The 26998-nt window shown below is 59.5% G+C and carries 31 protein-coding genes; 17 read left to right on the top strand and 14 right to left on the bottom strand.

The annotated features are described in order from the left end of the window. Positions 1-21 precede the first annotated feature (21 nt). From gyrB to mutM, 9 genes are all read right to left on the bottom strand, one after another. Positions 22-2457: a DNA topoisomerase (ATP-hydrolyzing) subunit B gene (gene gyrB / locus V1471_RS15035; RefSeq protein ID WP_434289824.1), complete on the bottom strand. Its 2436-nt coding sequence runs from the start codon at positions 2455-2457 to the stop codon at positions 22-24. 101 nt (positions 2458-2558) lie between these two features. Further along, positions 2559-3179, bottom strand: a complete 621-nt coding sequence (locus tag V1471_RS15030) for a LysE family translocator (protein ID WP_434289823.1) — start codon at positions 3177-3179, stop codon at positions 2559-2561. Next, on the bottom strand, positions 3176-3622 hold the full coding sequence (locus tag V1471_RS15025) for a VOC family protein (RefSeq protein ID WP_434289822.1): 447 nt from the start codon (positions 3620-3622) through the stop codon (positions 3176-3178). Before V1471_RS15025 ends, V1471_RS15030 begins: the two co-directional genes overlap by 4 nt. Beyond that, positions 3622-4734 (bottom strand): DNA replication/repair protein RecF, encoded by a 1113-nt coding sequence (gene recF, locus V1471_RS15020; RefSeq protein ID WP_434289821.1) that lies wholly within the window; start codon positions 4732-4734, stop codon positions 3622-3624. Before recF ends, V1471_RS15025 begins: the two co-directional genes overlap by 1 nt. A gap of 34 nt (positions 4735-4768) precedes the next feature. Continuing rightward, positions 4769-5887 (bottom strand): DNA polymerase III subunit beta, encoded by a 1119-nt coding sequence (gene dnaN, locus V1471_RS15015; RefSeq protein ID WP_066703074.1) that lies wholly within the window; start codon positions 5885-5887, stop codon positions 4769-4771. A gap of 171 nt (positions 5888-6058) precedes the next feature. After that, positions 6059-7432: a chromosomal replication initiator protein DnaA gene (gene dnaA, locus V1471_RS15010; protein ID WP_434289820.1), complete on the bottom strand. Its 1374-nt coding sequence runs from the start codon at positions 7430-7432 to the stop codon at positions 6059-6061. A gap of 776 nt (positions 7433-8208) precedes the next feature. Continuing rightward, the gene (rpsT, locus tag V1471_RS15005) at positions 8209-8472 is read right to left on the bottom strand and encodes a 30S ribosomal protein S20 (RefSeq protein WP_066703068.1); all 264 of its coding nucleotides are present in this window, start codon (positions 8470-8472) and stop codon (positions 8209-8211) included. Between the two features lie 171 nt (positions 8473-8643). Continuing rightward, positions 8644-9420, bottom strand: coding sequence for an enoyl-CoA hydratase (locus tag V1471_RS15000; protein ID WP_434289819.1), 777 nt, complete (start codon positions 9418-9420; stop codon positions 8644-8646). A 60-nt stretch (positions 9421-9480) separates the two neighbouring features. Next, positions 9481-10332, bottom strand: a complete 852-nt coding sequence (mutM, locus tag V1471_RS14995; RefSeq protein WP_434290952.1) for a bifunctional DNA-formamidopyrimidine glycosylase/DNA-(apurinic or apyrimidinic site) lyase — start codon at positions 10330-10332, stop codon at positions 9481-9483. Positions 10333-10419: 87 nt separating this feature from the next. Between mutM and ubiE the strand changes: the two genes are divergently transcribed. Together ubiE and ubiB are read left to right on the top strand one after the other, a co-directional pair. Continuing rightward, positions 10420-11169 carry a bifunctional demethylmenaquinone methyltransferase/2-methoxy-6-polyprenyl-1,4-benzoquinol methylase UbiE gene (ubiE, locus tag V1471_RS14990; protein WP_434289818.1) on the top strand — a complete coding sequence of 250 codons (750 nt, stop codon included), beginning with the start codon at positions 10420-10422 and terminating at the stop codon, positions 11167-11169. After that, a complete protein-coding gene (ubiB, locus tag V1471_RS14985) occupies positions 11169-12704 on the top strand; it encodes a 2-polyprenylphenol 6-hydroxylase (RefSeq protein WP_434289817.1) in 1536 nt (511 codons plus the stop codon). Before ubiE ends, ubiB begins: the two co-directional genes overlap by 1 nt. On the opposite strand, the gene V1471_RS14980 is transcribed toward ubiB, so the two are convergent. From V1471_RS14980 to V1471_RS14970, 3 genes are all read right to left on the bottom strand, one after another. After that, the gene (locus V1471_RS14980) at positions 12685-13545 is read right to left on the bottom strand and encodes a phosphotransferase (RefSeq protein ID WP_434289816.1); all 861 of its coding nucleotides are present in this window, start codon (positions 13543-13545) and stop codon (positions 12685-12687) included. The two genes, ubiB and V1471_RS14980, sit on opposite strands and share 20 nt — an antisense overlap. A 65-nt stretch (positions 13546-13610) precedes the next feature. Further along, positions 13611-14285 (bottom strand): flagellar hook capping FlgD N-terminal domain-containing protein, encoded by a 675-nt coding sequence (locus V1471_RS14975; RefSeq protein ID WP_434289815.1) that lies wholly within the window; start codon positions 14283-14285, stop codon positions 13611-13613. 12 nt (positions 14286-14297) lie between these two features. After that, complete coding sequence (locus V1471_RS14970; protein WP_434289814.1) at positions 14298-16427, bottom strand: flagellar hook-length control protein FliK; 2130 nt, start codon at positions 16425-16427, stop codon at positions 14298-14300. A gap of 81 nt (positions 16428-16508) precedes the next feature. Here V1471_RS14970 and V1471_RS14965 point away from each other — a divergent pair, with 81 nt between their 5' ends. The 6 genes from V1471_RS14965 to V1471_RS14940 all read left to right on the top strand — a co-directional run bounded on the left by V1471_RS14965 (position 16509) and on the right by V1471_RS14940 (position 20595). Beyond that, positions 16509-16823: a rod-binding protein gene (locus V1471_RS14965; RefSeq protein ID WP_434289813.1), complete on the top strand. Its 315-nt coding sequence runs from the start codon at positions 16509-16511 to the stop codon at positions 16821-16823. Beyond that, the gene (locus tag V1471_RS14960; RefSeq protein WP_434289812.1) at positions 16810-17163 is read left to right on the top strand and encodes a hypothetical protein; all 354 of its coding nucleotides are present in this window, start codon (positions 16810-16812) and stop codon (positions 17161-17163) included. Before V1471_RS14965 ends, V1471_RS14960 begins: the two co-directional genes overlap by 14 nt. A 228-nt stretch (positions 17164-17391) precedes the next feature. Beyond that, positions 17392-18933, top strand: coding sequence for a flagellin (locus V1471_RS14955; RefSeq protein ID WP_434289811.1), 1542 nt, complete (start codon positions 17392-17394; stop codon positions 18931-18933). A gap of 88 nt (positions 18934-19021) precedes the next feature. Further along, entirely contained in the window at positions 19022-19393 is a 372-nt protein-coding gene (gene flaF, locus V1471_RS14950; protein ID WP_434289810.1) for a flagellar biosynthesis regulator FlaF, read from the top strand. Then, entirely contained in the window at positions 19394-19801 is a 408-nt protein-coding gene (gene flbT / locus V1471_RS14945; RefSeq protein WP_434289809.1) for a flagellar biosynthesis repressor FlbT, read from the top strand. Beyond that, complete coding sequence (locus tag V1471_RS14940; protein ID WP_434289808.1) at positions 19798-20595, top strand: DUF1217 domain-containing protein; 798 nt, start codon at positions 19798-19800, stop codon at positions 20593-20595. The genes flbT and V1471_RS14940 overlap by 4 nt, the downstream gene beginning before the upstream one ends. Positions 20596-20599: 4 nt before the next feature. On the opposite strand, the gene V1471_RS14935 is transcribed toward V1471_RS14940, so the two are convergent. Continuing rightward, positions 20600-21925, bottom strand: coding sequence for a FliI/YscN family ATPase (locus tag V1471_RS14935; RefSeq protein ID WP_434289807.1), 1326 nt, complete (start codon positions 21923-21925; stop codon positions 20600-20602). Positions 21926-22005: 80 nt separating this feature from the next. Between V1471_RS14935 and V1471_RS14930 the strand changes: the two genes are divergently transcribed. Genes V1471_RS14930 through V1471_RS14890 form a run of 9 tightly spaced genes read left to right on the top strand, consistent with a single transcriptional unit; the run spans position 22006 to position 26616 of the window. Continuing rightward, positions 22006-22395, top strand: coding sequence for a FlgB family protein (locus V1471_RS14930; protein ID WP_434289806.1), 390 nt, complete (start codon positions 22006-22008; stop codon positions 22393-22395). Positions 22396-22408: 13 nt separating this feature from the next. Then, positions 22409-22801 (top strand): flagellar basal body rod protein FlgC, encoded by a 393-nt coding sequence (gene flgC, locus V1471_RS14925; RefSeq protein ID WP_434289805.1) that lies wholly within the window; start codon positions 22409-22411, stop codon positions 22799-22801. A 30-nt stretch (positions 22802-22831) separates the two neighbouring features. Beyond that, the gene (gene fliE, locus V1471_RS14920) at positions 22832-23128 is read left to right on the top strand and encodes a flagellar hook-basal body complex protein FliE (protein WP_434289804.1); all 297 of its coding nucleotides are present in this window, start codon (positions 22832-22834) and stop codon (positions 23126-23128) included. A gap of 3 nt (positions 23129-23131) precedes the next feature. Then, complete coding sequence (locus tag V1471_RS14915; protein ID WP_434289803.1) at positions 23132-23398, top strand: flagellar biosynthetic protein FliQ; 267 nt, start codon at positions 23132-23134, stop codon at positions 23396-23398. Beyond that, positions 23398-24114, top strand: coding sequence for a flagellar hook-basal body complex protein (locus V1471_RS14910; protein WP_434289802.1), 717 nt, complete (start codon positions 23398-23400; stop codon positions 24112-24114). The genes V1471_RS14915 and V1471_RS14910 overlap by 1 nt, the downstream gene beginning before the upstream one ends. Positions 24115-24128: 14 nt before the next feature. Next, positions 24129-24914 (top strand): flagellar basal-body rod protein FlgG, encoded by a 786-nt coding sequence (gene flgG / locus V1471_RS14905; protein ID WP_434289801.1) that lies wholly within the window; start codon positions 24129-24131, stop codon positions 24912-24914. Continuing rightward, entirely contained in the window at positions 24911-25348 is a 438-nt protein-coding gene (flgA, locus tag V1471_RS14900) for a flagellar basal body P-ring formation chaperone FlgA (RefSeq protein WP_434289800.1), read from the top strand. The genes flgG and flgA overlap by 4 nt, the downstream gene beginning before the upstream one ends. Positions 25349-25360: 12 nt before the next feature. Then, a complete protein-coding gene (gene flgH, locus V1471_RS14895) occupies positions 25361-26086 on the top strand; it encodes a flagellar basal body L-ring protein FlgH (protein ID WP_434289799.1) in 726 nt (241 codons plus the stop codon). A gap of 11 nt (positions 26087-26097) precedes the next feature. Then, positions 26098-26616, top strand: coding sequence for a flagellar basal body-associated FliL family protein (locus V1471_RS14890; RefSeq protein ID WP_434289798.1), 519 nt, complete (start codon positions 26098-26100; stop codon positions 26614-26616). A gap of 12 nt (positions 26617-26628) precedes the next feature. On the opposite strand, the gene V1471_RS14885 is transcribed toward V1471_RS14890, so the two are convergent. Continuing rightward, on the bottom strand, positions 26629-26997 hold the full coding sequence (locus tag V1471_RS14885) for a hypothetical protein (protein WP_434289797.1): 369 nt from the start codon (positions 26995-26997) through the stop codon (positions 26629-26631). Position 26998 lies beyond the last annotated feature (1 nt).

The following is a 26998-nucleotide window of genomic DNA, read 5'->3' as shown; positions in this document are numbered from 1 at the left end:
ATCGCGTTTCGTCCCGAGCTCTTATGCGTCGAGGTTCGCGACGTTGAGCGCGTTGTCCTGAATGAACTCGCGGCGCGGCTCAACGACATCGCCCATCAGCTTGGTGAAAATGTCGTCGGCTTCCTGGAAGTCTTCGATCTTCACCTGCAACAGCGTGCGGGCCTCCGGGTCCAGTGTGGTTTCCCAAAGCTGATCCGGGTTCATCTCGCCGAGCCCCTTATAGCGTTGCAGCGACAGGCCTTTTTCGCCCTCTTCCAGAATGGCGTCCAGAAGGTCGATCGGCCCGTGGATCAACGTCTCGCGATCCTTCCGCACGAGTTTCGACGGATCTTTGTAATGGCCTTCGGTGGCGGCGACTTCCTGATTGATACGGCGCGCTTCGGCACCGCGCAGGATCGCACCATCGAGAGTCCGGACCTCTTCCACCCCGCGCAGCACGCGGGTGAGACGAATGCCGACATCCTGCGTCGGGCGGCCCGTCCAGCCACGCTCGTATTCGAGCGCGATCATATCGAGACGTTTCGCCACCATCTCCGCCGTGCCCACAAGATCGGCGTCGACCCGCCCCGGTTCGAACGCGCCGGCCAAAGCCGCCTGTTCGAGAATATGGCGCGGGTAATGGGTCGGGAAAATCTCCAGCACGCGCTTGAAGCTGCGCGCTCCTTCGACCACCCGTTCAAGATCGGTTCCGGCAATTTCTTCACCGTTTTTGAGCCGCAGAACCGCGCCTTCAACACCCTGATGGATCAGGTGGTCCTCAAGCGCCGCCTGATCTTTCAGGTAGACTTCGGACTTACCACGCGAAACCTTATAGAGCGGCGGCTGGGCGATAAAGAGATGCCCCGCCTCGATCAGCTCCGGCATCTGGCGGAAGAAGAAGGTCAAAAGCAGCGTCCGGATGTGCGCACCATCGACGTCAGCATCGGTCATGATGACGATCTTGTGGTAGCGCAGCTTGTCGAGATTGAACTCGTCTCGGCCGATGCCGGTACCGAGCGCCATCACGAGGTTGCCGATCTCCTGAGACGACAGCATCCGGTCGAACCGGGCGCGCTCGACGTTGAGAATTTTCCCCCGAAGCGGCAGGATCGCCTGCGTCCGACGATCCCGGCCCGTCTGGGCAGAACCACCGGCGGAATCCCCCTCGACGAGGAAAACTTCGGTCAGGCTCGGGTCTTTTTCGGAACAATCCTTGAGCTTGCCGGAGAGGAAATTCACATCGAGCGCCGATTTGCGGCGGGTCAACTCGCGGGCCTTGCGCGCAGCCTCGCGGGCCATCGCCGCTTCGATGATCTTGCCGACGATCATCTTGGCCTCTGCCGGGTTCTCGTCGAACCATTCGGTGAGCTTTTCACCGACAAGGTTTTCGACCGCAGGCCGCACCTCGGAGGACACAAGCTTGTCCTTGGTCTGGGACGAGAATTTCGGATCGGGCACTTTCACGGAGAGCACACAGGTCAGACCTTCGCGCGCATCATCACCGGTGAAGTTGATCTTTTCCTTTTTGGCGATGCCGCTTTCCTGCGCGTATTTCGTGATCGTCCGGGTCAGCGCACCACGGAAGCCCGCAAGGTGCGTGCCGCCATCGCGTTGCGGGATGTTGTTGGTAAAGGGCAGGACGTTTTCATGGTAGCTGTCGTTCCACCACATCGCGACCTCGACGCCGATGTCGTCGCGTTCACCGGAAACGAAGATCGGATCGGGGATCATCGCCGTCTTGTGCCGGTCGAGATATTTGACGAATTCCTTCACGCCGCCATCGTAATGCAGCTCGGTCTTGAGCGGCTCGGCCGGGCGTTCGTCTTCGAGGATGATCCGCACACCGGAGTTCAGGAAAGCCAGCTCACGCAGACGCTTTTCCAACGTCTCGAACGAGTATTCGAGGTTGGAAAACGTCCCTTCCGGGTCGTTGGTTTTGGCGGAGGCGAGGAAGCGCACCTCGGTGCCAGTCTCGTCGCCCGCCTCGCCGATCACCTTGAGATGCTCGGAGGTTTCGCCTTTGACAAAGCGCGCCTGATGCACCTTGCCCTTGCGCCAGATTTTAAGCTCAAGCCATTCGGACAGCGCGTTCACAACCGACACACCCACGCCGTGAAGACCGCCGGAAACCTTGTAGGAATTGCTGTCGAATTTGCCGCCCGCATGGAGCTGGGTCATGATGACCTCGGCGGCAGACACCCCCTCTTCGGCGTGCAGATCGGTCGGAATGCCCCGGCCGTTGTCGCGCACGGAAATCGAGCTGTCCTTGTGGATTTTCACCGAAACAAAATCGGCGTGACCGGCCAGCGCCTCGTCGATGCCGTTGTCCACGACCTCATAGACCATGTGATGCAGGCCGGAACCATCGTCCGTATCCCCGATATACATGCCGGGACGTTTGCGGACGGCCTCCAAGCCTTTGAGAACCTTGATGGAATCTGCGCCGTACTCGGAAGGCTGCTGCGTGTTATCGGACATTCGAAAATCCTTGTTATTTCCTGCTTATTTTATACGCGAGCGGGTCCCGGTTGTCACGCAATTGACACGGAAAAAGCATGGCGCAAGGCGGGTTTTCGCGATCAGACGAAGGGCAGGATCAAGCCGACGAAAATCAGCAGGCTACCCGCGGAGATATTCATCCGTCTGAGCGCCTTGGGCGAGGTCATGATCTTGCGGACGGCACCGACGGACGCCCCGAGGATCAGGTTGCCGACCAGCGGGATAACAGCGGAGATCGTACAGATCGCGGCGATGTCTGGGGTGGTCAGCGTCCCGAGATCGAAGAAGCCGGGCAGAAAGCCCATGTAGAACAGGATCGCTTTAGGATTGCCGAGGATACAGATCAGTCCGGCGACGAACCCGGCCCACATGCCGGGGCGCGTCAGACGGCTGTCGGCGGCGATCTGTTTGTCGGCGTGGCGGATCAGCAAGGCCCCCATGGCGATGAACATCACCACGGCGATCCAGCGCATGACGGTAAGGAAGCTTGCGAATTCCGAAATGATCCAACTCACGCCCAAAATGGCCAGAAGCGACCAGAGGAAATCACCGATCACCACGCCAAGCGCAAGGGGCCATGCGGCACGGAACCCGCCCGAAAGCGAGCGTGCCAGCATGGCGAGCCAGACGGGACCGGGCGTCAGGAAGAGGATCAAAAGCGCGAAGGCGTAAAGCCCGAGATCGCCGGGGGTAATGGTCATTCGGGGTCTTTCTCAATGTCTGGCAAGATCAGACTGCCGTCCTCATTCAGGGGCCAGAACGGATTGTAAGCCAGCTCCCAGACATGCCCGTCCGGGTCGGCGTAATAGCCGGAATATCCACCCCAAAACACCTTTTCAGGGCGTTTCAACACGGTCGCACCCGCCGCCTCAGCCAAAGTGAAAGCCGCGTCGACTTCCGCTTCCGACGGAAAATTCTGCGCCAGCGTCATCGCCCCGGTGCCGAGCGGCACATCGGGGCGGGCCTGATCCGCGGCCAAATCCGCACGCCCAAAGAGGCCAAGCACAAGCCCGTTCGCCTGATAAAACGTCACCGCATCTTGCGAGCTTGGATGCCTCTGCCAGCCAAGTGCTTCGTAAAAGGCGCGGGCGCGTGTCATGTCATCCACGCCAAGGGTGATCAGGGTCACACGTTGCGGCGTCATCAGCTCACCCTTTCCTCAATCAGGGACAGACCCGCGTCCTCCCGCACTTCGATCTGCATCGCCCGCGTCCCGAGTTCGGCGAACAATTCGGGGCCCGTCCCGGTCATAAAGGCCTGTGCCCCCAAAGCGCAAATTTCGTCATAGAGCGCCGCGCGGCGGGAGGCATCGAGATGGGCCGCGACCTCGTCCAGCAAAAAGATCGGCGCAGCTCCGAAGTCTTCCGCCAATGCGCGGCCATTTGCAAGGATGAGCGAAATCAAAAGCGCCTTTTGCTCGCCCGTCGAGCATTGATCCGCAGGCACACCTTTGGCCGTATAGACCGCCCCCAAATCGGCACGATGCGGGCCGATCAGTGTGCGCCCCGCCGCCAAATCACGGGAGCGTCCCTCGCGAAATGCCACAAGAAGCGCCTCTGTTTCTGCGGGCAGGTCCATGTCGTCGGAGGCTTTCAGACTGAGTTCCGCGGCGGGAAATGCAGTTTCCGCCCCGTCCTGCGCCTCGGCCAATCGTGTCAGAGTCGCAATCCGATGCGCCATGATCGCAGCGCCATGCTCCGCCATCTGCGCCTCCAACGCCCCATACCAATGGGCATCCCGCACCATGTCCTTAAGCAGACGATTGCGCTCCCGCATCGCCTTTTCATAGGCCAGAACCGCCTCGGCATGACGCGGCTCGAAAGACATCACCATCCGGTCCAGAAACCGCCGCCGCCCTTCGGCCCCTTCGATCCAAAGCCGGTCCATCGCCGGAATAAGCCAGACGACGCGCGCAATCCGCCCCAGCGCCACCTGCGCCGCCGCCTTGCCGTCGATCCTCACATTGCGCGAATTGCCCGGTTCGGCCCAGGTTTCAACCTCGTGAAACTGATGCAGAGAGTGCAGATCTGCGCGGATCTTCCAACCGAAACCTTCGGGCTTGCGCGCAATCTCATCGGGACTGGCGCGCCGCAGCCCCCGCCCCGGAGACAACAAAGACACCGCTTCGAGAATATTCGTCTTGCCCGCGCCATTCGGCCCCCAAATGGCAACAGGCCGCCCGTCCAATTCGAGACGCGCGGCCTTGTGGGAGCGGAAATGCGACAGGCTCAGCTCTTCTATGAACAGGCCGCCCATCGCGCCTCACTCGTTTCCTTTGCTGGAAAAATACTCACACCCGCATCGGCATGACGACATAGACGGCGGAGGTGTCATTGCCTTCGCGCATCAGGGTCGGATCGCCCGAGGAGTTGAACAGGAAGACGGCGTTTTCACGATCCACCTGAGAGGCAATTTCCAACAGGTATTTGGCGTTGAACCCGATTTCCAGACGCTCGTCATTATAGGCGACGGCCAGCTCTTCCTCGGCGGCACCGCTGTCCGGCGCGTTGACGGAAAGCGTCAGCTTGTCGTCTTCCAGCGTCAGCTTCACCGCACGCGAGCGTTCGGAAGACACGGTGGCCACACGGTCTACGGCCTTGGCGAATTCGGCGGCGTCCACTTCGAGCTTGCGGGTGTTGCCCACGGGGATGACGCGGGAATAATCCGGGAAGGTGCCGTCGATGACCTTCGAGGTCAGGGTGATCTCGGGCGTCGCAAAACGCACTTTCGCCTCGGAGACGGAGACGGCGATCGTCATGTCGTCATCGTCCAGAAGCTTGCGCAGTTCACCCACGGTTTTGCGCGGCACGATCACGCCGGGCATATCGGCGGCTTCGGGCGGCAGGGTCGCGTCGATGCGGGCCAGCCGGTGACCGTCGGTCGCGACACAGCGCAGCGCACGACCGTTTTCGCTATCGGCCACATGCATGTAGACACCGTTCAGGTAATAGCGGGTTTCCTCGGTCGAGATCGCGAATTTCGATTTGTCGAACAGACGACGCAGCACCGGCGCGGGGACGGCGAAATTGCTGTCGTATTCGGCGGAGGCCATCACCGGGAAGTCCTCTTTCGGAAGCGTCGCGAGCGAGAAGTTCGACCGCCCGGCTTCAACCGTCAGACGGCCCGTCGTGCTGTCGTCGGTGAGCTGAACCATGGCGCCATCCGGCAGCTTGCGCACGATCTCGTGCAGCGTCACGGCGGAGACCGTAGTCGCGCCTGCGCGTTCGACCATGGCGGCGCATTTGTCCACCACCTCGATGTCGAGATCGGTGGCGCGGAAGGACACGGTGTCGCCCTCGGCCTCGATCAGCACATTGGCGAGGATCGGGATCGTGTTGCGGCGCTCGACCACGGATTGCGCCTGACCGACCGCTTTCAAAAGCGTGCCGCGTTCGATGCTGATTTTCATACCACCCTCGCGTGTTTCAAAGCCCGGGGCGATGAAGGTAAACGATCCATCGCCGGGCGCAATAGTTTGTTTGCCCAGACTGTGTTGTGTCCGGTTCCGAAGGTCAAGAGACGCAGGCACCGCCGGTGACGATTGTCACGGCGGTGCAGCGCATTTGACTCAGGTTGGGCCTTACGCCTCGAGCGTGCGGCGCAGCATTTCCAGATCGTCGGCGATCTGGCTGTCTGTGGCCTTGAGCTCCTCGATCCGGCGCACCCCGTGCATGACGGTGGTGTGGTCTCGACCGCCGAAGCGACGTCCGATCTCCGGCAGAGACCGCGTTGTCATATGTTTTGCCAGATACATGGCGACCTGACGCGGCCGTGCAATGGAGCGTACCCGCTTCGGTCCGATCATGTCGGAGAGACGAATGGCGTAATGTTCGGAGACCTTGCGCTGAATCTCTTCCACGGTGACCTTGCGCTCGGAGGCCTTGAGGATATCGGACAGACATTCCTGCGTCAGGTCCAGCGTGATTTCGCGCCCCACGAGCGAGGCGAAGGCGAAGAGGCGCATCAAGGCCCCTTCGAGCACCCGCACGTTGGTCGAAATGCGATGCGCGAGGAATTCCAGCACCCCGTCGGCGAATTTCAGATCGGGGTATTGGGCGCGATAGCCTTCGGCCTTGGTCTGCAAGATGCCGAGACGCAGTTCGTAATCGGTCGGGTGCAGATCGACGACGAGACCGCATTGCAGACGCGATTTGATCCGGTCCTCAAGGCCCTGAATCTCGCCCGGCGCGCGGTCGGCGGAGATGATGATCTGCTTGTTCTGATCCACCAGCGCGTTGAACGTATGGAAGAACTCCTCCTGCGTGCTGTCCTTGCCGGCGATGAATTGCACGTCATCGACCATGAGAACATCGACGGAGCGGAAGATCTGTTTGAAATCGATCATCTGACGGTCCCGCAGCGCCTGAACGAAGCGGTACATGAACTGTTCGGCAGAGAGATAGAGCACACGCAACTTCGGATCGCGCACCCGGATCTCATGGGCGATGGCGTGCATCAGGTGGGTTTTGCCAAGCCCAACGCCGCCATAGAGAAACAGCGGGTTGAAGGTCACCGGACCGCCTTCGGCCACACGACGCGCGGCGGCATGGGCCAGTTCGTTCGGCTTGCCGACGACGAAATTGTCGAAGGTGAAACGCGGGTCGAGCGGCGCGCCCGGAAGCTCTGCGGCAGGCACGTCTGATACGCCCGCCGGGGCCGGTTCCGCGGCAACCGGCGCGGTCTCCGCCACAGACGTGACTGGCTGGCTCTGATGCGCCTCGACCTTGAACTCGACACGCGACGCAGGCGCATTCGCGGCCTTCAGATGGGTCAGGATGGTGTCGGCGAAATTGCGGGACACCCAGTTTGCCATGAAGCTCGTCGGCACGGAAAACACGGCGACCCCATTGTCGACCTTTCTCAGCTCCAGCGGCTCGATCCAGTTCGCGTAATTGCTGCGCCCGACAGATTCACGAAGTTGTTCCTTAACACGTCCCCACGTCTCGTTTTTCATTTTCTCTATTCGACCCATTATCGTTTTTATCCATGCCGGTTCTTGCTCCGACATCAGGACCTGCGGCTGCCCGCAACTCCCACGGCTCTTGCGCCTCGGGTCGTCTTTTCACAACGCGAACCGCAATACGGCTGGCCCTGCGACACCCTCACAAAGTCGCAGTTTCGGCCAACCCGGCCCGATTGTGATGCACCATCCGTGTTGCACGCCCTTCATCCATGGGAACCTCACACCCCAAGGACACAGGCACACAAACGGCGGCACGGGATATATGGACAGACCGACCGATCCGGCATGAAAGCACGGGCCAATCGGACAACCGCTTCCCGGATACCCCTATCCGAGACCGGTCTCAAAACCATGCGCGTTGGCAAAGGAAACCTGTCGGAAAGAATGTTCTTCTCTCCGGCAAACACCTATCGCTCTTCCGCGACACGATCCTGAATGTCCCCCCAAGACGACGTGAATCGCATGGGCAAGCTAGCAACCCCTCCGACGGAGTCGCAATCGATCTTCGCGCTTGACTCTGTCTTTACCGAAACCGAATCCAAAAAGCTCAATAAGCGCTGCAGAAGCCGTGGCGCATATGCCTCAGATTGCGCCTCTTCGAGAAAGATTTGAGCGAGATGATTGTCAGCCCCACGCGAGTCTTGCTAGGCGCCGCCGCCGCAAGGGATTCGCCTTTGCGGCGAGCCGTCCGATTGCGCAAAAGCCCCTTCCAAAACGCAAAAAACGCGCCCGAAAGGCGCGTTTTTCACATAAATTCTTGGCAAATATCAGCCGAGCGCTTTGACGCGCGAAGACAGGCGGGACATTTTGCGGGAGGCGGTGTTTTTGTGAACCACGCCTTTGGTAACGCCACGCATCAGCTCCGGCTGAGCGGCTTGCAGAGCGGCTTTGGCAGCGGCCTGATCGCCGGAAGCGATGGCTTCCTCGACTTTGCGCAGGTAGGTGCGGATGCGGGAACGACGGGCTTTGTTGACGTCGGTGCGACGGACGGCCTGACGGGCGCGTTTTTTGGACTGGGGCGAATTCGCCATGGGATTTTCCTCTTCGAGGTCGTGTTACAATGTCGATTGCGCAAACGGACCCCGAACCCCTTTGAAAAGGGCGGTCAATCATAGCCTAAGCGGGCTCCACGCGCATGTAAGGCGTCCCTTTAGGCGAGAATCGCTGAAAAGGAAAGCCCGTTTTCGCCTAAAACAGCGGGTTTACTTATCCCGGAACTGCGGCGCGCGTTTTTCCGTAAAGGCGGCCATGCCTTCTTTTTGATCTTCCGTCGCAAAGAGGCCCTGAAAGCTGGTGCGCTCAAACCGCACGCCCTCGGCAAGCGTCATTTCATAAGAGCGGTTCACCGCCTCCTTCGCGGCCGCCACGGAAATCGCGCTTTTCTCGGCGATCTTGTCGGCCACGGCGAGGGCTTCCTCGACCAGTTTTTTCGCGGGCACGATGCGGGAAACAAGCCCGGAGCGCTCCGCCTCTTCGGCCTCCATGAAGCGCCCGGTCAGGATCATCTCCATGGCTTTCGACTTGCCCACGAAGCGCGTCAGACGCTGGGTGCCGCCAATGCCGGGGATGATGCCGAGGTTGATCTCCGGCTGGCCGAATTTCGCGTTATCAGCCGCAAGGATGAAATCGCACATCATCGCCAACTCGCATCCCCCGCCCAGCGCATAGCCCGCCACAGCGGCAATCACCGGCTTGCGCGTCGCCACGATCCGGTCGGCATCTTCGGCAAAGAGGCGTTCGGAGGCCATATCGGCATAGCTCTTGTCGGACATCTCCTTGATGTCGGCGCCTGCCGCGAAAGCCTTTTCCGAGCCGGTGATGACGATGGCGCGCACTTTCGGATCGAGATCGGCCTTGCCCAGCGCATCGGCCAGTTCGCAAAGCAGTTCGGAATTGAGCGCATTGAGCGCCTCAGGCCGGTTCAGACGGATCAGTTCGACACTGTCCTTGATCTCGATAAGAAGCGTTTTATAGGCCATTGCGCCCTCCGGTTTCTGGTCCTTCCGGGCAGTCCTAACATCTGGCCCGAACGGATCAAGTTATCTTTGGCAGGTCGGACAAAAGAAGGTCGAGCGCCCGGACTGGGTGATCCTTTTTATGCGCGACGCACAATCGGGCGTCACACAGGGGTCGCCTTCGCGGCCGTAAACCCGGAAATTATGCTGGAAATATCCAAGCTCGCCATCGGCCTGACGAAAGTCTTTCAGCGACGATCCTCCGGCCTCGATCGCCTCCAGCAGAACCTCCCGGATGATCGGTACGAGAGAGGCGATGCGCGCCTCGGAAATCTTGGAGGCCTTGCGCGCCGGATGGATGCCCGCCCGAAACAGCACTTCGCAGACATAGATATTGCCCAGCCCCGCAACGACATGCTGATCCAGAAGCGCCGATTTGATCGGGGTGTTTTTGCCTTTCAGCTTGGCGATCAAGTGATCCTCGCTGAAGGCATTGCCCAGAGGTTCCGGCCCGAGTTTGGCGAGAAGAGGATGCGCCTCTTCCATACCGGTCGCCATCAGATCCATCGCCCCGAACCGCCGGGGATCGTTGAAGGTCACGCGCGCGCCGTTCTCCATGTGAAACACCACATGGTCGTGCTTTTCCTTTGCCGGATGGTCATGCACGAACTGTCCCAGAGGATCGCCGGACACGGTCATCCGCCCCGACATACCGAGGTGAATGAGCAGTGTCTCCGCCGTGTCGAGATCGGCGAGGATGTATTTCGACCGCCTGCGCAGCCGCTCAACCCGCGCGCCCGTGAGCCGTTCCGCCATCCGCTCCGGGAAGGGCCAGCGCAGATCGGGGCGGTTCACATCTGCCTGCGTAATCCGCACCCCCGCCATCGAAGGCTCCAACCCGCGACGAACCGTCTCGACCTCTGGCAATTCCGGCATTTTGGCCCCTTCGCTTTGCGACATGCGATTGTCACGCCCGATGTGAGCCCTATAAGAAGGGTGAGTTTCGAGAAAGGTTCAAGAGCGATGAGCGAGAACGGCAAAACCACCCATTTCGGTTTCAAAGATGTGGCCGAGGATCAGAAGGCCGGGATGGTGCATGGGGTGTTCACCTCGGTTGCCTCGAAATACGACATCATGAACGATGTGATGTCGATGGGCATTCACCGGGTCTGGAAAGACGCGATGATGGACTGGCTCTCGCCGCGCCCCGATCAGCATTTGCTCGACGTGGCCGGTGGCACGGGCGATATTTCGTTCCGATTCCTGAAACGCGCGCCGGGGGCGACCTCCGTCGTTCTGGACATGACCGAGTCGATGCTGGTGGAAGGTCGCAAACGCGCCGAGGCGGAGAAGATGGCCGAGAGCCTGTCCTGGGTGACGGGCGATGCGATGCAACTGCCGTTCGAGGACAACCAGTTCGACGTTTACACCATCTCCTTTGGTATCCGGAACGTGACGCGCATCCCCGATGCGCTGTCGGAGGCCTACCGCGTTTTGAAACCAGGCGGGCGGTTGATGGTGCTGGAATTCTCGCAATTGCCGAACCCGATGATGCAGAAGGCTTACGATCTCTATTCCTTCAACGTTATCCCCCGCATGGGGCAGATGATTGCCGGGGATCGGGACAGCTACCAATATCTGGTGGAAAGCATCCGCAAATTCCCGGATCAGGATACATTTGCGCAAATGATCCGAACCGCCGGATTTTCCAATGTGAAGTATCGTAATTTGACCATGGGCATCGCAGCATTGCATTCCGGGTGGAAGATCTGATGCGCGGACCTCACAATATCTGGCGGCTCATCCGCACCGGCGCGACCATGGAGCGGACCGGGGCGATGACACAGGCGATGGATGCGCTCGACGCGCCGCGCGCCTTTCGCATTCTGGCCCGCACGGTCGTGTGGCCGTTTCGCTGGCTGGGCTACAAGGGCGATCCGAACCTTCCGCCGGTGACACGGGCGATCACCGCGCTGGGTCCGGCCTATATCAAATTCGGCCAGATCCTTTCGACCCGGCCCGATGTGGTGGGGGCCGATCTCGCCAAGCAGTTGCAGGTGCTTCAGGACCGCATGCCGCCCTTCCCGCGCGATGCGGCGATCAAGACGGTGGAGGCCGAGCTTCAGGCGCCGATCTCCGAGCTGTTTTCCGAATTCTCCGAACCGGTCGCGGCCGCGTCCATCGCGCAGGTCCACAAGGCCGTGCGCGCCGACACCGGTCAGGCGGTTGCCGTCAAGGTGTTGCGTCCCGGCATCGAGAAGGCGTTTCGCACCGATATTGACGCTTTCTATTTTCTCGCCTCCCTGATCGAGAGCCTCTCTCCGGCCTCGCGCCGCCTCCGTCCAACCGACGTGATCGCGCATTTCGAAGGCGTCGTGCAGGGCGAGCTGGACCTGCGTCTGGAAAGCGCCTCCGCTTCCGAATATGCCGCAAACACAGCGGGGGACGAGGGCTTCAACGTGCCCGCCATCGACTGGGGCCTGTCCTCGAAACGGGTCATGACGCTGGAATGGGTCGAGGGGATCACCGCCTCCGACATCGACGAAATCATCGCTGCCGGTCACGATGTGACCGTTCTCGGCCCCCGAGTGCTTCAGATGTTCCTGACCCATGCTCTGCGCGACGGGTTCTTTCATGCCGACATGCACCACGGCAATCTCAAGATCGCGCCGAACGGCGACATCATTGCGCTCGACTTCGGCATCATGGGCATGCTCGATGAATATACACGACGTGTTTACGCCGAGATTTTGTACGGATTTATCAAAAAAGACTATAAACGCGTCGCGGAAGTGCATTTCGAGGCGGGCTATGTTCCCGCCGATCGCGACGTCGATGAATTCGCCCGCGCGCTTCGTGCCGTCGGAGATCCGATCTTTGGCATGGACGCCACGCGCATCTCCATGGCACGGCTTTTGTCCTACCTGTTCGAGGTCACCGAGCGCTTCGGGATGGAAACGCGCACCGAGCTGATCCTGTTGCAGCGCACCATGGTGGTGGTCGAAGGCGTGTCGCGTTCGCTCGATCCGCATATCAACATCTGGGAAGTCTCCAAGCCGGTGGTCGAACAGTATATCAAGGCCAATATCGGCCCCAAAGCTTTGGCCCGCGATCTGTGGCGCACCGCCGCCGTGCTCTCGCGTTTTGGTCCGCGATTGCCGCAACTGGCCGAAGCGCTTTTGATCGCTCAGAGCAAGGAGACCGAGGCCCCTGTCGAGCGCAGCAACCGATGGCAGGTTCTCTGGCTGATCGCGGGAGGCGTCGTCTCTGCGGGACTCGGTGCCGCAGTCATGCTCGTTCTGGGTTAAGCTCGGCCTCTGCGGCCACCTCATAGATCGCCTCGCCCTGCGCCGCTTTCCACGCGCAATAGGCCGCCATGCGCCATTGGTAAAATGGGGCGAGTTGACGATAGCGCGCGATGGTCTCGGCATCCGGATAGGCGGCCAGCGCTGCTTGCTGATCCGCTGTTGAAAAACCGCCCTTGCCATAGACATGATGCATGGCCGGAGACAGGGCGATGGCCAGATCCGCCGTCGCATCGCCGCAGGCCGGGCATTGCCAGTCAATGAACCGATGACGCCCGTCATGGATCAGAACATTCGCGGGTACAGGGTCACCATGCAAGAACACATCCTGCCCGGAGACAACAGGGAACGGCACGGGTTCGGCTGAACTCAGATGGCGCGCCAAGGCGGTTGCCAAACCCTGAAGGAAAAAACGACCTTGTTCGAGAAGCGCCACGGGCTGCGTGTCGATTTTTCGCAACTCCGAAGAAGGCGACACCCCATGCAAATGGCCCAGCGCCCGGATCGTGTCGGGGTCCGTCTTGTCGACAAGCACGCCCTCGACATAGTCGTAAATCAGGCAGGCCCCCTCCCGCACCTCAAAATGAGCCACAAATTCCGGCGCGATCTCTTGGCCCGCCAAAGCCATTAGCGCATGACGTTCCGCTTTCGGGTCATTCGGGAACAACCGGTTGGATCGGTTGGGATCGAACAGTTTGATCACCCAGTCACAGGCGGCGCCACTCACCCGCCAGCTGCGGTTTGTGCGCCCCCCGGGAAGGCGCGCCCAATGACACGGACCGGACACACGCTCCGCAACAAACGCCTGAATCCCCTTCGGGGGAAGATCTGCGGCGCAGGACATCTTGAGGCACTCCAAATTACGGACCACCCGAGTTTATCGAGCTGGGACTGTGGTCTGCAAGCGGATCACGACGGATCGCGCAGGGCAGTCACATCATCGGAGGCGATTTCATTGCCACCGGCCAGAACCAAAACGACATCGCCATTGTCGGAACGGGCCTCGACGATCCGGGAATAACTTTCGACCGCCGTGGTCGAGAGATAGTCTCCGTTATAGTAGTTCTCGATCTCGAAACTGTAGGTTCCGGCCTCGAACACATCGCCACCGTCGTCCAGGCCGCTCCACTCGAAGGCGTCCTCCGTCGGGGACATGGTGACCTGTTGGATCACCGTCCCATCGGCATCCCGCACGATCAGCACGGCCGTGTCCGCCGCGGTGGCGAACTCGCCTGTCAGGGTAACCGGGGAAGAGCCGTCGAAATAGGCCGCGGCCTCGCTCCGGGCTTCCATCCCGACCCAGCCGGACAATTCCGAAAAGCCCATGAGCCCGAGTTGCGCCGAGAGATCTTCGAGAAGATCGTTGGTGATCACAGATTGCTCGACCTGTGAGAAGGTGGCGAGTTGCACCGCATAATCGGTCGATTCGATCGGGTTGAGCGGATCCTGATTCTGCATCTGGACCGTAAGCATCTTGAGAAACGTGTCGAAATCCGAACTCAGCGCGGAACCGGAAGCACTGCTGGAACTGGAACTGCTTGCACTGGTCGTGGTCGTCGTCGCGGCGGTGATCGTGTTTACCATGTTGCGCTCCTATTAAAGTCTCAGATCCATGCCCGACGCACTCCCAAGAGACAGGCGCACGGGGGTTTCAGACGGCATGGGATCGGTCATGTCCGATGTGGCGGATGACCCGGTCGGAGGGGAAAAAGCGTCAGAGCCGCCCTGTTGTGTGCCCTGATCGAAATTCTGGAAGGTAAAGCCGCTGTCGGCATAACCGAGATCGCGGAATTCAGTGATGAGGCTTTCCACGTTGCGCCGCAGCAGATCGAGCGTATCGGCACGTTCTGCTGCGATCACCACCTGCATCGCGCCGTTCTCGGAGAGGTGGAAAGACAACCTCACCTTGCCGAGTTCCTCGGGAGACAAGGTGATTTCGACGGGCCGGTCCGGCAATTGCCGGGCCACATCGGCGATTTGCGATGCTATGTGTGTCGGCAACTCGATCCGATTCGTAGCGCTTGTCGCGGCGGTCTGCTCCCTCAGGGCTGTCGTTTCAGGAGACATATGAGCTATCGGACCCAGATCGCCGAGCGAAGAAATTTGATCCGTGTCCGTGATGGAAGATGTCTGGACCTCTGCGGATGTCAACATCCCGGACAGCGCGAAATTCTGCGCCGTTTGTGCAGAAGAATTTGCTGACGTTTCGACCGTCTCCCGCGTCACCTTGGGCGCAACGATTTCTTCGGCCACCTCCGGAAAAGCTACATCCTGACCTTCTGTTGCTTGCAATCCGGGGATCACTTTCCCTTCGTTCAAAGCCGATACGTCGGCCGTCTGCACAGACGGGATCGGTGTCTGCTCCGGGATTTTCGCGTCACTGTGATTGCCCGAGAGATTTCCCGAAACGACTTGGACCGCCTGTGAAACGGTTCTCGCGTCCTCCGTCAACCTCTCCGCCATGGCCTTCGTCGCGACAAACGGTGTGCTCATGGTGTCAGTGGATGCCACGGAGGCGAATGACGTTTTCGCGTTAGGCTGTAACATGTCATCCGTAGCTTTCCGCCCTGTATGATCGACCGTTTCGGACGTCCGTGCCGTCGCAGCCTCGCCTGTCAAGTCACTGCGCGGAACGGCCGCGGAAAGAAGCGAGGCTTCGACGTTTTGCATCTTCGAGTAAAGATCAGACCGCACCTCCTGCGTGGCGTTACTTTCCACACCCTGTGACAGAGCTGTGCTCGTGGCAGCCTGGCCGCCCATGATCATGACCTGCTCTTGCGACGTCACAAGCCATTGATCTTTCTTCATCTTGTCTTTTTCAGCTCCTGCCACTTCGGCCACAGACCGCTCAGCGGTCAATGCCCCAGAACTGTCCGTCGCTTCGCCCGCGAATCCCTCCCCACCCTCAGCATCCGAGTCACGCGTCATCTCTGGGAAACGTCCACTGACCGACGCGGTCTTTTTCCCGGTTTTCGGCTCCGGCTGGGCAACATGCACTTCGTCGGGCACACTATCTGCCTTGGCGGCTGATGCTGTCGTGAAACCAGTTTCCTCCCTCTGCCACGTCTTGAGCGGACTGGTTTCTAAGACAACGCCCGTGTTCACGAACGCCTCCGCCACAATTTGAGAGGTCTCGGATGACACCGTCTCCTCGGCAGTCTCCCCTTGGGAAGGCTCGGCTTGAGCCAGAGATACATCTGCCACGCCATCATCGGAAAGAAGCGTCTCTGCCTTTGCAGGACCGTTACTTGCGACCAGACCCTGTTGAATGGCCGTTTGAGTTGCAAATCTGTTTTGTGACACTCCGACACCGGGCGTCATAACGAGAGGCTTGGTCACGGCGACTTCGCGGGAAGGCAAAACCGCGTTCACTTTATTGGCTGCGTTTTCATCACCTGCAACAGACGCGTCAAATGTCGACACCTCCTCGACATCATCCTTGCGCGTTACAAGACCCTTGTCTTGCGCCTCGCTCTCCTGAAGCTGCCTGGCCTGAGGCTGCCTGGATTGTGCACTGAGATAGCTCTCAAACGTGTCGCTCTGCGCGGCAAGTTGCCCGGAACTCTTTGAGGACAGCTTGTCCAACGACATGCCTTTGGCGCCGATAACCGACGACGTCTTTTCACCCGCCCCATGACCGAAAGCGGTCGCTTTTTCGGATCGCCCGCTCTCCGGGCTCGTGACGGTATTGATAAGATCAAAAGTCTGAAACTGCATTTCTTGCATCCGGGATTTCTTTCTCCGTGATGCCACTATCTGCGCAGAGAGTTACCGGTTCTTTACCAGATTACGGTTACGAGTCGGAAAATGCTTCGAATTGGAGTGATCCCCATGACCGTCTCCGCCGTTCCATCCTCATCCCTTCCGACCCCTGCGCAGATGTCGCATGACGAAAAGCTGCATAACGTTTCGCAACAACTTGAAGCGACGTTTTTGGCGGAAATGCTCAAAAGTGCGGGCTTCGGAAAAACACCGGACGCCTTTGGAGGCGGATCGGGCGAAGATCAGTTCTCGTCCTTTCTGGTTCAGGCCCAGGCAGAAAAACTGGTCGAGGCCGGGGGAATCGGCTTGGCCGAACAGATTTTCAACGCATTGAAGGACAAATCCGATGGCATTTCTTGATGCATTCCGCCCGGCAGCGGCCCTAGCCGATCTCCTCGAGAGGGAGAAGACCGCGCTTCTCAAAGGTGACTTCGCCACTTTGGAGGAGCTTTCGAAATCGAAGGAATCGCTTCTGGCCCTTGTCGCGAAATCGAAAACGCCCCCCCCGGTTCTCAAGGACCTGCAAAACCGCAGCGCGCATAACAAGCGCCTTCTGATGGCCTCCGCAAAAGGTCTTCGCACGGCGCGCGAGAGAATCCTGTCCTTGCGCGCTCAATCCCAAGGTTTCACCGCCTACGGTCCGGCAGGGAAAACCACGGAGATCGAACGTAAGTCGTTAACCATGAAGAGAAAAGCCTGATCCCTTGTCCAATTTTTGCCTCAAATTGAAAGCATCAATCGAAGCCAGCTTAGGAAACTTTTAGCCTTTAAGCTCCAAAGATCAGAGTGCATCCCGAGGGGGTGGCACGGTCGGCCGGAAGCGGTCATCCGTAATCAGTCAGAATGACGATCCTGAAACCGCCCGTGGGGGCGGACCTCGAAACTCGTGTGGCGCAAAACGCGTCCCAAGATCAAAGGAAGTTATGCTATGTCCAGCATTCTGACCAACAATGGCGCGATGGTCGCGCTGCAGACCCTGAATTCCATCAACTCCGACCTGTCCAAAACCCAGAGCATGATCTCCACGGGTAAAGATATTGCCTCTGCCAAGGACAACTCTTCCGTCTGGGCGATCTCGAAAGTGATGGAATCCGACGTTGCGGGCTTCAACGCCATCTCCGACAGCCTCGCGCTTGGGGAATCGACCCTTGCCGTAGCCTCCGAAGCCGCTGAAACCGTGACCGATCTGCTGACCCAAATCAAAGAAAAGGTCGTCTCGGCTCAGGAAGAAAACGTCGACCGCGAGAAAATTCAAACGGATATCGACGCTCTGGTCGGTCAGGTCAAATCGGTGATCGGCGCAGCCCAGTTCAACGGCCTGTCCCTCGTCGAAGGCACCGATGACGTCAACATCCTGTCCTCGCTCGATCGTGCCTCCGACGGCACCGTGACCGCGTCCGACATCACCGTGAAACGTCAGGATCTCTCGACCTCCGCCGGGACCTTCGGCACGGCCCTGAGCGACACCGCATCGGCCGCTTATGGCACCGTGAATGGCAGCACCAACTCCGATTACACCACGGATGCCGGCGGGACCGAAGCCATCATGGGGATCACCTATGGCAGCGACGGCGACACCTACTCCATGACCATCGACGGTCATGAAGTCAGCTATACCACCGCTTCGGGTGACGATGCCGACACCGTACGTGATGCTCTGGCCTCCCAGATCAACGCGCTCGGGATCGAGGGCATCTCCGTCGATGCCAGCACCTCCGGCAAGCTGAGCGTGTTGAACACCAACGCCTTCTCCGATGTCGAACTCACCGCCGACTCGACCACCTCCACGAACTTCGAGGTGGAGGAAATCAATGGTGTCGATATCACCGATGCCAATGCCGCGACGCTGAACCAGCGCGCCGCGACCATTGATTTCAGCACTTCTGCCGGTGTGAACGAAGGTGACAGCTTCAAGGTGACCGTCGGCTCCAGCTCCTACACCTATGTGGCTGGCAAGGACGAAAACATGGAAGACGTCGCCCGCGGTCTGAAAACCGCGATCGACTCGGCCGGTACCGAAGGCGTGACCACGGCTGTTCAGCAGGACGAGACCACAGGTCAGTGGAAACTGGCTGTCGACGACGACAATGGCGACGGGACGAGCACCACGCTCAAGCTGACCGTCGGGACCGGCGGGGAAGCCTCCGGTGGTCTGTTCGGTCTCGACAACATCGATGTGACCACCAATGACGGTGCGGATGCAGCACTCGGCAACATCGAAACCCTGATCAACAACGCGGTCGATGCCGCGTCGGAGTTCGGTTCCGCCCAGGGCCGGATCGAAACCCAGTCGACGTTCATCTCCAACCTGACGGATGCGCTGATGTCCGGCATCGGCTCCATGGTGGATGCCGACATGGAAGAGGCCTCCGCGAAACTGCAAGCGCTTCAGGTGCAGCAGCAGCTCGGTGTGCAATCGCTCTCGATTGCCAACCAGGCGCCGCAAACCATCCTGTCGCTCTTCGGCTAAGAGCTTTGACCGGGCGCCTGACCGGTGCCCGGTTTCTCCGCGGTCAAAGACCGTGCGTTGAAATTCATTGTCACCGGAAGGATAAGACGTGAACGCTCTTCAGATGGCCCGAACGGCCTATTCCAACACCGCCGCGCCCATCAGGACTCCACGCGGCACCGAATACGAAGCCTTTGCACGAATTACGCATCGCCTTCGTCAGACGGCTCAGGACAAAAAACGGTCCTATTCCGCCTATGTGAAGGCTCTCTACGACAATCGCCGTCTCTGGACCCTTCTCGCTACAAATGTCGCCGAGAGCGACAATCAACTGCCGAAAGAGCTGCGCGCCCAAATTTTCTATCTCGCGCAATTCACTGCGAAACACACCTCAGACATTCTTGCCAAGAAAGCCGATGAGACGCCATTGATCGACATCAACACGGCGATCATGCGTGGCCTGCAACGGGAGGGCCAGTAAATGAGCGGTCTTGTTCTGAAACTCGGCCCCAAGGAACGGGTCCTGATCAACGGAGCCGTCATCGAGAACGGCGACCGGCGATCGCGCCTGTCCATCGTGACACCGAACGCAAACATCCTGCGGCTCCGCGATGCCATCCACCCCGAAGAGGTCAATACGCCTGTGCGGCGCGTCTGCTACATCGCGCAGCTGATCCTCTCCGGCGATGCAGAACCGAAGGAGGCGAGCCTGCAACTCATGCGCGGGATCGAGCAACTCAGCCAAGTGCTCACCGACCCGGACAGCCGCAAGATCCTCAACTCGGCAACGACGGAGATTCAAAGCGGGCAGTACTATCAAGCGCTCAAAATGCTCCGCGCCCTGTTGCCCAGAGAGGAGCGGCTTTTGTCTGCCGCGCAGTACCAATGACATATCAACCTGTCGTCCCATTCAGCGGTTACGCTGGATGGGTGGTTCTTCAAAATACTCAGGCCAATCAACAAGAAGCCTTTAACAACTCTGCGGAGATTCAGAGGGACACGGAGTATTTTCGAGAAAACATCGCGAATGTGACCAGCGCCGAAGAGTTGGTCTCAGATTACAGGTTACTGAAGGTGGCCTTGGGCGCGTTTGGCCTTGATGATGACATCAACAGCAAGTTTTTTGTCGAAAAGGTTCTCAGCGAAGGCACGCTCGATGACGAGGCAATCGCCAATAAGCTGACCGACACACGCTATTTCAGACTCGCCGAAGCTTTCGGATTCGGAAATTTCGATACGCCCAACACGGTGCTCAGCGATTTTCCGGATAAAATCATCTCCGCCTATCAGGAAAAACAGTTTCAGATCGCCGTAGGGGATCAGGATGAAGACATGCGGCTCGCGCTCAATCTTGAAGGCGAGTTGACGGATCTGGTCGACAAAGACACGACGGATAATGGGCGCTGGTATTCCATCATGGGGAATGAGGCGCTTCGAACCGTTTTCGAGACAGCACTCGGCCTTCCGAGTTCCGTCAGCAGTCTGGATCTCGACCAACAGTTGACCATCTTTCGCGACAAGGCCGAGCAGTATTTTCATGAGTCCGAAGTGTCGCAATTCTCCGACCCGCAAAAGCGCGAGGAACTCGTCAAACTGTTCCTCATCCGCTCCGAACTGAATTCCGGTACAACCGGGACATCCGCCGCTTCGAATGCACTCGCCCTGTTAACAGGATCGTTTTAACGGATCACGCCTTTTTCCGGTCCGTGAAACAGGCCTCGAGCCGTTCGAAACTTTCCCGTGTGCCGTTCGGCTCCGACTCGGTCAGAAAGTGATCGAGTTTCGGCCAGGTCGCAATCGCTTCGTCAATCACGGGATCGGTGCCGACGGAATAAAGCCCCGCCTGAATCATCATTTCCGAACGGTCGAAAACCCCAAGCAGGCGACGAGCCCGCGCGATCAGGGCATTTTCCCCATCCGATGCAGCATGTGGCAAAGCGCGGGACACCGATCTCAGAAGGTCGATCGCCGGGAAACGACCGCGTTCCGCAATCTGACGATCCAGAACGATATGACCGTCGAGGACACCGCGCAGGATGTCAGCAATCGGCTCTTCCATATCGGAGCCCGCCACAAGAACCGAAAACACCGCCGTGATGTCGCCCATATCTCCGATACCCGGGCCAGCCCGTTCGCAAAGCGTCGTGATCAGATGCGATGTAGAAGGTGGAAACCCCCGAAGCGAACTGGACTCGCCCGTCGCAAGCGCCACTTCGCGATGCGCCTCGGCAAAGCGGGTGACGGAATCGGCCAGAAAGAGCACCTGTTTGCCCTTGTCGCGAAAATATTCGGCCACCGACATGGCTGTCCAGGCGCAGCGCCGCCGCACCATCGGGGATTGATCCGAGGTGGCTGCAACGATGACGGAACGCTTCATTCCGACAGGGCCAAGCACCCGGTCGATGAATTCACGGACCTCGCGTCCGCGCTCCCCAACCATGGCGATCACCACGACGTCGGCCTGAAGACCTGTGGCAAGTTTCGCAAGCAAGGTGGATTTCCCAACGCCGGACCCGGCGAAAAGACCGACTCGCTGTCCGCGCACAATGGGCAGCAAGGTGTTAAACACCGCAAGTCCGGTTTCAAGGCGACCGCCCAACGCCCGACGCTCGGTCGGATTGAGCGGCTCTCCCCGCAAGGAACGCTGTCTGCGTCCCTGAAGAATGGGCTTTCCGTCAAGGGCTTGTCCGAATGGGTCAATCACCCGACCGATCCAGCTTTCATCCGGTGCGACATGGTTTTTGCCGACATGAGCGACCGGGTCACCGATCGACAATCCATCGGGCCCGCCATCGGGCAGAACCGTCACTGTTTTCTTGTCGAGCTGCAAAACCTCTCCCCGGCGCACGTGGTCCCCGTGGCCAATCTCGACCAGATCCCCCAGGGCCGCAATCCCGCTCAGCCCAGACACGGTCAGAACTCCGCGCGACACTTCAATCACGCGCCCAACCGATTGGACCGGCTTCACCGCAGCCACCTCGGCCAGAAGCAATTCGAATCCGACGCCGTTCATGAACACCTCCGCTTTCGACAACTCTTTCTAAAGGAATCAGGGTTAAGCCTTGGTTGAGATAACTCGGAGGAGAAGCCCCGATGTTCGAAAACCTGGATATCTTCAAGATGGCGAGCGGACTGGCCAGTCATGCCGTTTCCCGTCAGGAAATCGTCGCGAAAAACATCGCGAATGCCGATACCCCCGCGTATCGCGCAAAGGATATCGCATCCTTTGCCGAGACCTACGAGGGCGGCGACTTCGGTACAGGCATGCGCGCCACGCGGGCTGCGCATCTCCTCAACTCGCAGGAAACTTCTCAGGGCTACACATTGGTGGACACGCCGGATGCGAGCTCGCCCAACGGCAACACCGTCTCTCTCGAAACCGAGATGATGAAAGCGACGCAAGTGCGGCAACAACATGAGACTGCGCTCGCCGTTTACAAAAGCTCGATGAACATCCTGCGCAGCTCGATCGGGCGGAAATAGGGGAGAAATGTGAGTGTCTGATCTGCAAAATATCCTCAACCTCTCCGCATCCGGGATGAAGGCACAGGCCAGCCGTCTGCGCCATGTGTCCGAGAACATCGCGAACGCGGATACGCCGGGCTACCACCGCAAGACCGTCTCTTTCGAAGAGATCGTCGATCAGGGCGTGAAGACCGGCGCGGTGACGACCGGTGATGTCCAACTCGACAACTCTCCGCTGACAGAAATTTACGACCCCGGACATCCGCTTGCCGACGAGAGCGGGTTTTACGACGGCTCCAACGTCGAGCTGATGATCGAAATTGCGGACGCGCGCGAAGCGCAGCGCAGTTACGAGGCGAACCTCAAAATGTTCGATCAGGCCCGGCAGATGTCGTCATCCCTGCTTGATCTTTTACGTCGGTAGAAGGCCGACACCCACCGATAGGAGACCAGAATGGACATCCGATCCGCATTTGCCGCCCAAGGCTACGCAGCAACCCGCCCGGTCACCGCGCCGAAGCCGAGCGAGACCGCAGCCGCCACTCAAAACACACTTGGGAAAGCCGCCACGAGCTTTGCCGAGACCCTTGCCCAAGGCGAGGAGGTCGCACAGGCCGCCATGACCGGGAAGGCCGACAGTCAGGCCCTCGTTCAGGCGCTTGCCCAAAGCGAACTGGCCATCGAGACCGCCGTCACCGTGCGCGACAAGGTTGTCGAGGCCTATCAGGAAATCCTCAGGATGCCGGTGTGAGCCATGGATGAGCTGGTTTTCTACGACACGCTGAGACAGGCGCTCTGGATCGCGACGATAATCGCCACCCCGATTCTTGTGGTCGCGCTGATCGCCGGGGTCACCGTCGGCCTGTTTCAAGCGCTCACGAGCATTCAGGAAATGACGCTGACCTTCGTGCCGAAACTGGTGGCGATCCTGATCGTGTTCTGGATGTCGATGGGGTTCATGACCGAAACCCTCACCAGCTTTTTCACCGACCGCATCATCCCCCTGATCGGAGGTTTGTGATGGACAGCGCAGGCTATACCACCCTTACCCGCATGGTCGGTCTCAATCGCGAATTACAGACCATCGCGAACAACATCGCCAACGTCTCGACCACCGGTTACCGCAAGGAAGGCATGCTGTTTTCCGAGTATATTTCGCAGCTTGAGAAGGGCGAGGACAGCCTTTCGATGGCGGACGGCAACGTGCGAATTACCAACGAAACGCAGGGGCCGCTGACACCCACAGGCGGCACTTATGATTTTGCCATCGAAGGTGACGGGTTCTTTCTGATCGACACGCCAAACGGTCAGGCCCTGACTCGTAACGGTGCCTTTACAACAAACCAGAATGGCGAGCTGACCACCCATGACGGGTATCAGCTTTTGGACAATGGCGGGGCGGCGATTTTTATCCCGCAGGATGCAAAAACCGTGGCCGTGTCCTCGGACGGGACGCTCTCCGCCGACGGGCAACCGCTGTCGCAGATCGGGCTTTACATGCCCGAAGACCCGACGAGTCTGACACGCAGCAACGGCGTCCGGTTCTACACCGACGGGGCCATCGTGCCGCAGGAAGAGGCGGTCATTTTACAGGGCTACGTGGAAAATTCGAACGTCAACGCGATCACCGAAGTGGCCCGGATGATCGAAGTGCAAAACGCCTACACCATGGGCCAGCAATTCTCCCAGCAGGAAGATGAACGGATCAAATCCGTCATCTCGACGCTCGGTCGCTAAGAAAGGAGCCTGACATGCGCGCACTCAAAATTGCAGCCACGGGCATGAGCGCCCAGCAGATGCGGGTGGAAACCATTTCGCAGAACCTCGCGAACATGAGCACCACCGGCTACAACGCCCGGCGGGCGGAATTCGCCGACCTGCATTATCAACAGGCCTCCCGCCCCGGCACGATCAATTCCTCCGATGGCACCGTTCTGCCGACCGGGGTGCAGCTCGGGCTCGGCGTCCGGCCTTCGTCCGTCACCCTGGAACTGGCGCAAGGGTCTTTGTCGCAAACCGGTGGTGATCTCGACATTGCGATCGAGGGCAACGGCTATCTCGAAGTGACCCTGCCCTCCGGCCAGTCGGCCTATACACGAGATGGCGGGCTGAAACGCTCGGCAGATGGTCAGATCGTGACCTCCGACGGTTATCCCGTCGTGCCCGACATCACCATTCCCGACGACACGCTGTCGCTTTCGATCAATGCGGATGGGGAGATTTACGCCTATTTCTCCGATCAGATCGAACCGGAACTTCTCGGCCAATTCACCCTCGCGGGGTTTTCGAACGCCAAGGGGCTTGAGGCCATCGGCTCGAACCTGTTCCTCGAAACCGAGGCCTCGGGCCCGGCAAATGTCACAACGCCCGGCCTCGATGGGCTGGGGACGCTGCGTCAGGGCTATCTTGAGGACAGCTCCGTCGATGCCGTGCGCGAGGTCACCGAGTTGATCGAAGCCCAGCGCGGCTACGAATTGAACGCCAAGGTCATCACCGCCGCCGACCAAATGCTTTCCGCGACGACGCAAATCAGATGATCGCACGGGCCCTCATAACCACCTGCCTCTGGTTGCTCACAACGCCAGCGCTGGCCGATACGGTCGTCGCCGCACGGACCATTCGCGCCCAGACCATTCTTGCACCCTCGGATTTGACCATGGTCGCGGGCGATGTGCCCGGGAGCATCGGCTCGATCGACGAAGCCGTCGGGCTGGAGTCGCGGGTGATGCTTTACACCGGGCGTCCGATTTCCGCCTCGGATATCGGTCCCGCAGCCATCGTCGACCGCAACCAGATCGTCGTTCTGCGTTACAGCCATGGCGGGCTTTCGATCTCCGCAGATGGGCGTGCGCTCGATCGTGCCGGCATCGGCGATGTCGTGCGGGTCATGAATCTCTCTTCCAAAACAACCGTGTCCGGCGTCGTCGCGCCGGATGGGTCCATCCATGTCGGTGGGCTTGCCGCTCAGTAATCAGGATTTGTCATGCGTCTTTACCTTATGCTCCCCACCCTTCTCGCCCTCACCGCCTGTTCCGATCTCAAGGAGGTCGGCCGCCTGCCGGAGTTCACGCCCATCGAAAGCTCGGCGGAGACCGCCGCGATGCGCAACCCGTCGCTGCCAGAACAGGTCGCAAGCCGCAACCCGTCGGATGCGGCCTCACTCTGGAATGCGTCGCGTCAGTCGCTTTTGGGAGATCGTCGCGCCATCGAGCGGGGCGACATTCTCACCGTCGTGATCGAGATCGACGACAGTGCGGAAATGTCGAACACCTCAAGCCGCGGGCGGTCCGGCTCCGAGACGATGGGGATTTCATCGCTCTTCGGCATTCCCGAACGGATCAACGAAGTGCTCCCCAATGGCGCCAGCATGGACTCCGCCGTCGGAACCAATTCCAACTCCTCGTCCTCCGGCAACGGCAGTGTGAAGCGGAATGAAAAACTTCAATTGATGGTCGCAGCCACCATTGTCGACGTACTGCCCAACGGTGTGCTGCACATTCAGGGCTCGCAGGAGGTGCGCGTGAACTACGAGATCCGAGAGCTTCTGGTCGAGGGCTACGTCCGCCCCGAGGACATTTCCCGCCAGAACGAGATCACCTATGACAAGATCGCCTCAGCCCGGATTTCCTATGGCGGGCGCGGTCAGATCACCCAGGTGCAGCAACCGCGCTACGGCCAGCAAATCGCCGATACCATTCTGCCGTTCTGAGGAGAAATGTCGTGATCAAGAAGATCCTCCCTCTTCTTCTGGCCCTGATCGGCCTTGGCGCGGGGATCGGTGGCGGGCTCATGCTCCGTCCCGAACCGCAAGAGGTCGTCGAGATCAATCCCTGTGGCGATGTACCCGCGGCGAACGCAGCCCATGATCCGCATGCCGCACCGGACGAGCACGGCGAAGATCCCGCGCACGCGGCCTTCGAATACGTCAAACTGAACAACCAGTTCGTGATCCCGGATCTCGAAAACGGACGTGTCGTTTCCATGGTGGTGCTCTCGCTCAGCCTCGAGGCCAGCACCGGGTCCCGGGAAAGTATCTATGCGCGGGAACCGAAACTCCGGGACGTGTTCCTTCAGGTCATGTTCGATCATGCGAATACCGGAGGGTTCAAAGGCGATTTCACCGACAGCGTCACGATGAATGCCTTGCGCCACGCCCTTTTGGAGGCCGCTCAGACCACCCTCGGGCCGGAAATCAACGATGTTCTGGTGATTGATATCGTGCGTCAGGATGTCGGCTAAAGCCCGACACGTTCAGCGCTTGGAAACATCGCGCTCGGCCAAACGGTCGAGCGCATCTTTTTTGCCAAAGGCTTTGCGCGTCCGCTCAAGTTGCGTTTCCCGGCGCTCGGCGAGTTTCGCAAGCGCCATCATGGCTTTGCGCTTTTCCTGTCTCGCCCATCTGTCCCAGATCCGGTCCGCCCCCATCAGGCTCGCCATGTCGAATCCGTCCGCAGCCGTAAGTGTCGCGGCACGCTCACTTCTGGCCTGATCGATCTCCCGCATCCGGGCACGAAACGGCTCTTCCTCCCGCTTGATCTCGGCGAGCCGTGTCAGCTCGGAATTGAATGCAAGTTCGGAAACCTCCTTGAGGCGTTTCAACTGATCGCGTTTCTGCGACATG

Source organism: Celeribacter sp. SCSIO 80788, assembly GCF_051054295.1.
Taxonomy (GTDB): domain Bacteria; phylum Pseudomonadota; class Alphaproteobacteria; order Rhodobacterales; family Rhodobacteraceae; genus Celeribacter.
Note: the sequence above shows the minus strand (reverse complement) of the source record. Positions and strands in the feature narration are given on the sequence as shown.

Bases quoted from the DNA above. Each gene is read 5' to 3' on its own strand.
- gyrB (WP_434289824.1), bottom strand. From the start codon at position 2,457: ATGTCCGATAACACGCAGCAGCCTTCCGAGTACGGCGCAGATTCCATC.
- V1471_RS15030 (WP_434289823.1), bottom strand. From the start codon at position 3,179: ATGACCATTACCCCCGGCGATCTCGGGCTTTACGCCTTCGCGCTTTTG.
- V1471_RS15025 (WP_434289822.1), bottom strand. From the start codon at position 3,622: ATGACGCCGCAACGTGTGACCCTGATCACCCTTGGCGTGGATGACATG.
- recF (WP_434289821.1), bottom strand. From the start codon at position 4,734: ATGGGCGGCCTGTTCATAGAAGAGCTGAGCCTGTCGCATTTCCGCTCC.
- dnaN (WP_066703074.1), bottom strand. From the start codon at position 5,887: ATGAAAATCAGCATCGAACGCGGCACGCTTTTGAAAGCGGTCGGTCAG.
- dnaA (WP_434289820.1), bottom strand. From the start codon at position 7,432: ATGAAAAACGAGACGTGGGGACGTGTTAAGGAACAACTTCGTGAATCT.
- rpsT (WP_066703068.1), bottom strand. From the start codon at position 8,472: ATGGCGAATTCGCCCCAGTCCAAAAAACGCGCCCGTCAGGCCGTCCGT.
- V1471_RS15000 (WP_434289819.1), bottom strand. From the start codon at position 9,420: ATGGCCTATAAAACGCTTCTTATCGAGATCAAGGACAGTGTCGAACTG.
- mutM (WP_434290952.1), bottom strand. From the start codon at position 10,332: ATGCCGGAATTGCCAGAGGTCGAGACGGTTCGTCGCGGGTTGGAGCCT.
- ubiE (WP_434289818.1), top strand. From the start codon at position 10,420: ATGAGCGAGAACGGCAAAACCACCCATTTCGGTTTCAAAGATGTGGCC.
- ubiB (WP_434289817.1), top strand. From the start codon at position 11,169: ATGCGCGGACCTCACAATATCTGGCGGCTCATCCGCACCGGCGCGACC.
- V1471_RS14980 (WP_434289816.1), bottom strand. From the start codon at position 13,545: ATGTCCTGCGCCGCAGATCTTCCCCCGAAGGGGATTCAGGCGTTTGTT.
- V1471_RS14975 (WP_434289815.1), bottom strand. From the start codon at position 14,285: ATGGTAAACACGATCACCGCCGCGACGACGACCACGACCAGTGCAAGC.
- V1471_RS14970 (WP_434289814.1), bottom strand. From the start codon at position 16,427: ATGCAAGAAATGCAGTTTCAGACTTTTGATCTTATCAATACCGTCACG.
- V1471_RS14965 (WP_434289813.1), top strand. From the start codon at position 16,509: ATGCTTCGAATTGGAGTGATCCCCATGACCGTCTCCGCCGTTCCATCC.
- V1471_RS14960 (WP_434289812.1), top strand. From the start codon at position 16,810: ATGGCATTTCTTGATGCATTCCGCCCGGCAGCGGCCCTAGCCGATCTC.
- V1471_RS14955 (WP_434289811.1), top strand. From the start codon at position 17,392: ATGTCCAGCATTCTGACCAACAATGGCGCGATGGTCGCGCTGCAGACC.
- flbT (WP_434289809.1), top strand. From the start codon at position 19,394: ATGAGCGGTCTTGTTCTGAAACTCGGCCCCAAGGAACGGGTCCTGATC.
- V1471_RS14940 (WP_434289808.1), top strand. From the start codon at position 19,798: ATGACATATCAACCTGTCGTCCCATTCAGCGGTTACGCTGGATGGGTG.
- V1471_RS14935 (WP_434289807.1), bottom strand. From the start codon at position 21,925: ATGAACGGCGTCGGATTCGAATTGCTTCTGGCCGAGGTGGCTGCGGTG.
- V1471_RS14930 (WP_434289806.1), top strand. From the start codon at position 22,006: ATGTTCGAAAACCTGGATATCTTCAAGATGGCGAGCGGACTGGCCAGT.
- fliE (WP_434289804.1), top strand. From the start codon at position 22,832: ATGGACATCCGATCCGCATTTGCCGCCCAAGGCTACGCAGCAACCCGC.
- V1471_RS14915 (WP_434289803.1), top strand. From the start codon at position 23,132: ATGGATGAGCTGGTTTTCTACGACACGCTGAGACAGGCGCTCTGGATC.
- V1471_RS14910 (WP_434289802.1), top strand. From the start codon at position 23,398: ATGGACAGCGCAGGCTATACCACCCTTACCCGCATGGTCGGTCTCAAT.
- flgG (WP_434289801.1), top strand. From the start codon at position 24,129: ATGCGCGCACTCAAAATTGCAGCCACGGGCATGAGCGCCCAGCAGATG.
- flgA (WP_434289800.1), top strand. From the start codon at position 24,911: ATGATCGCACGGGCCCTCATAACCACCTGCCTCTGGTTGCTCACAACG.
- flgH (WP_434289799.1), top strand. From the start codon at position 25,361: ATGCGTCTTTACCTTATGCTCCCCACCCTTCTCGCCCTCACCGCCTGT.
- V1471_RS14885 (WP_434289797.1), bottom strand. From the start codon at position 26,997: ATGTCGCAGAAACGCGATCAGTTGAAACGCCTCAAGGAGGTTTCCGAA.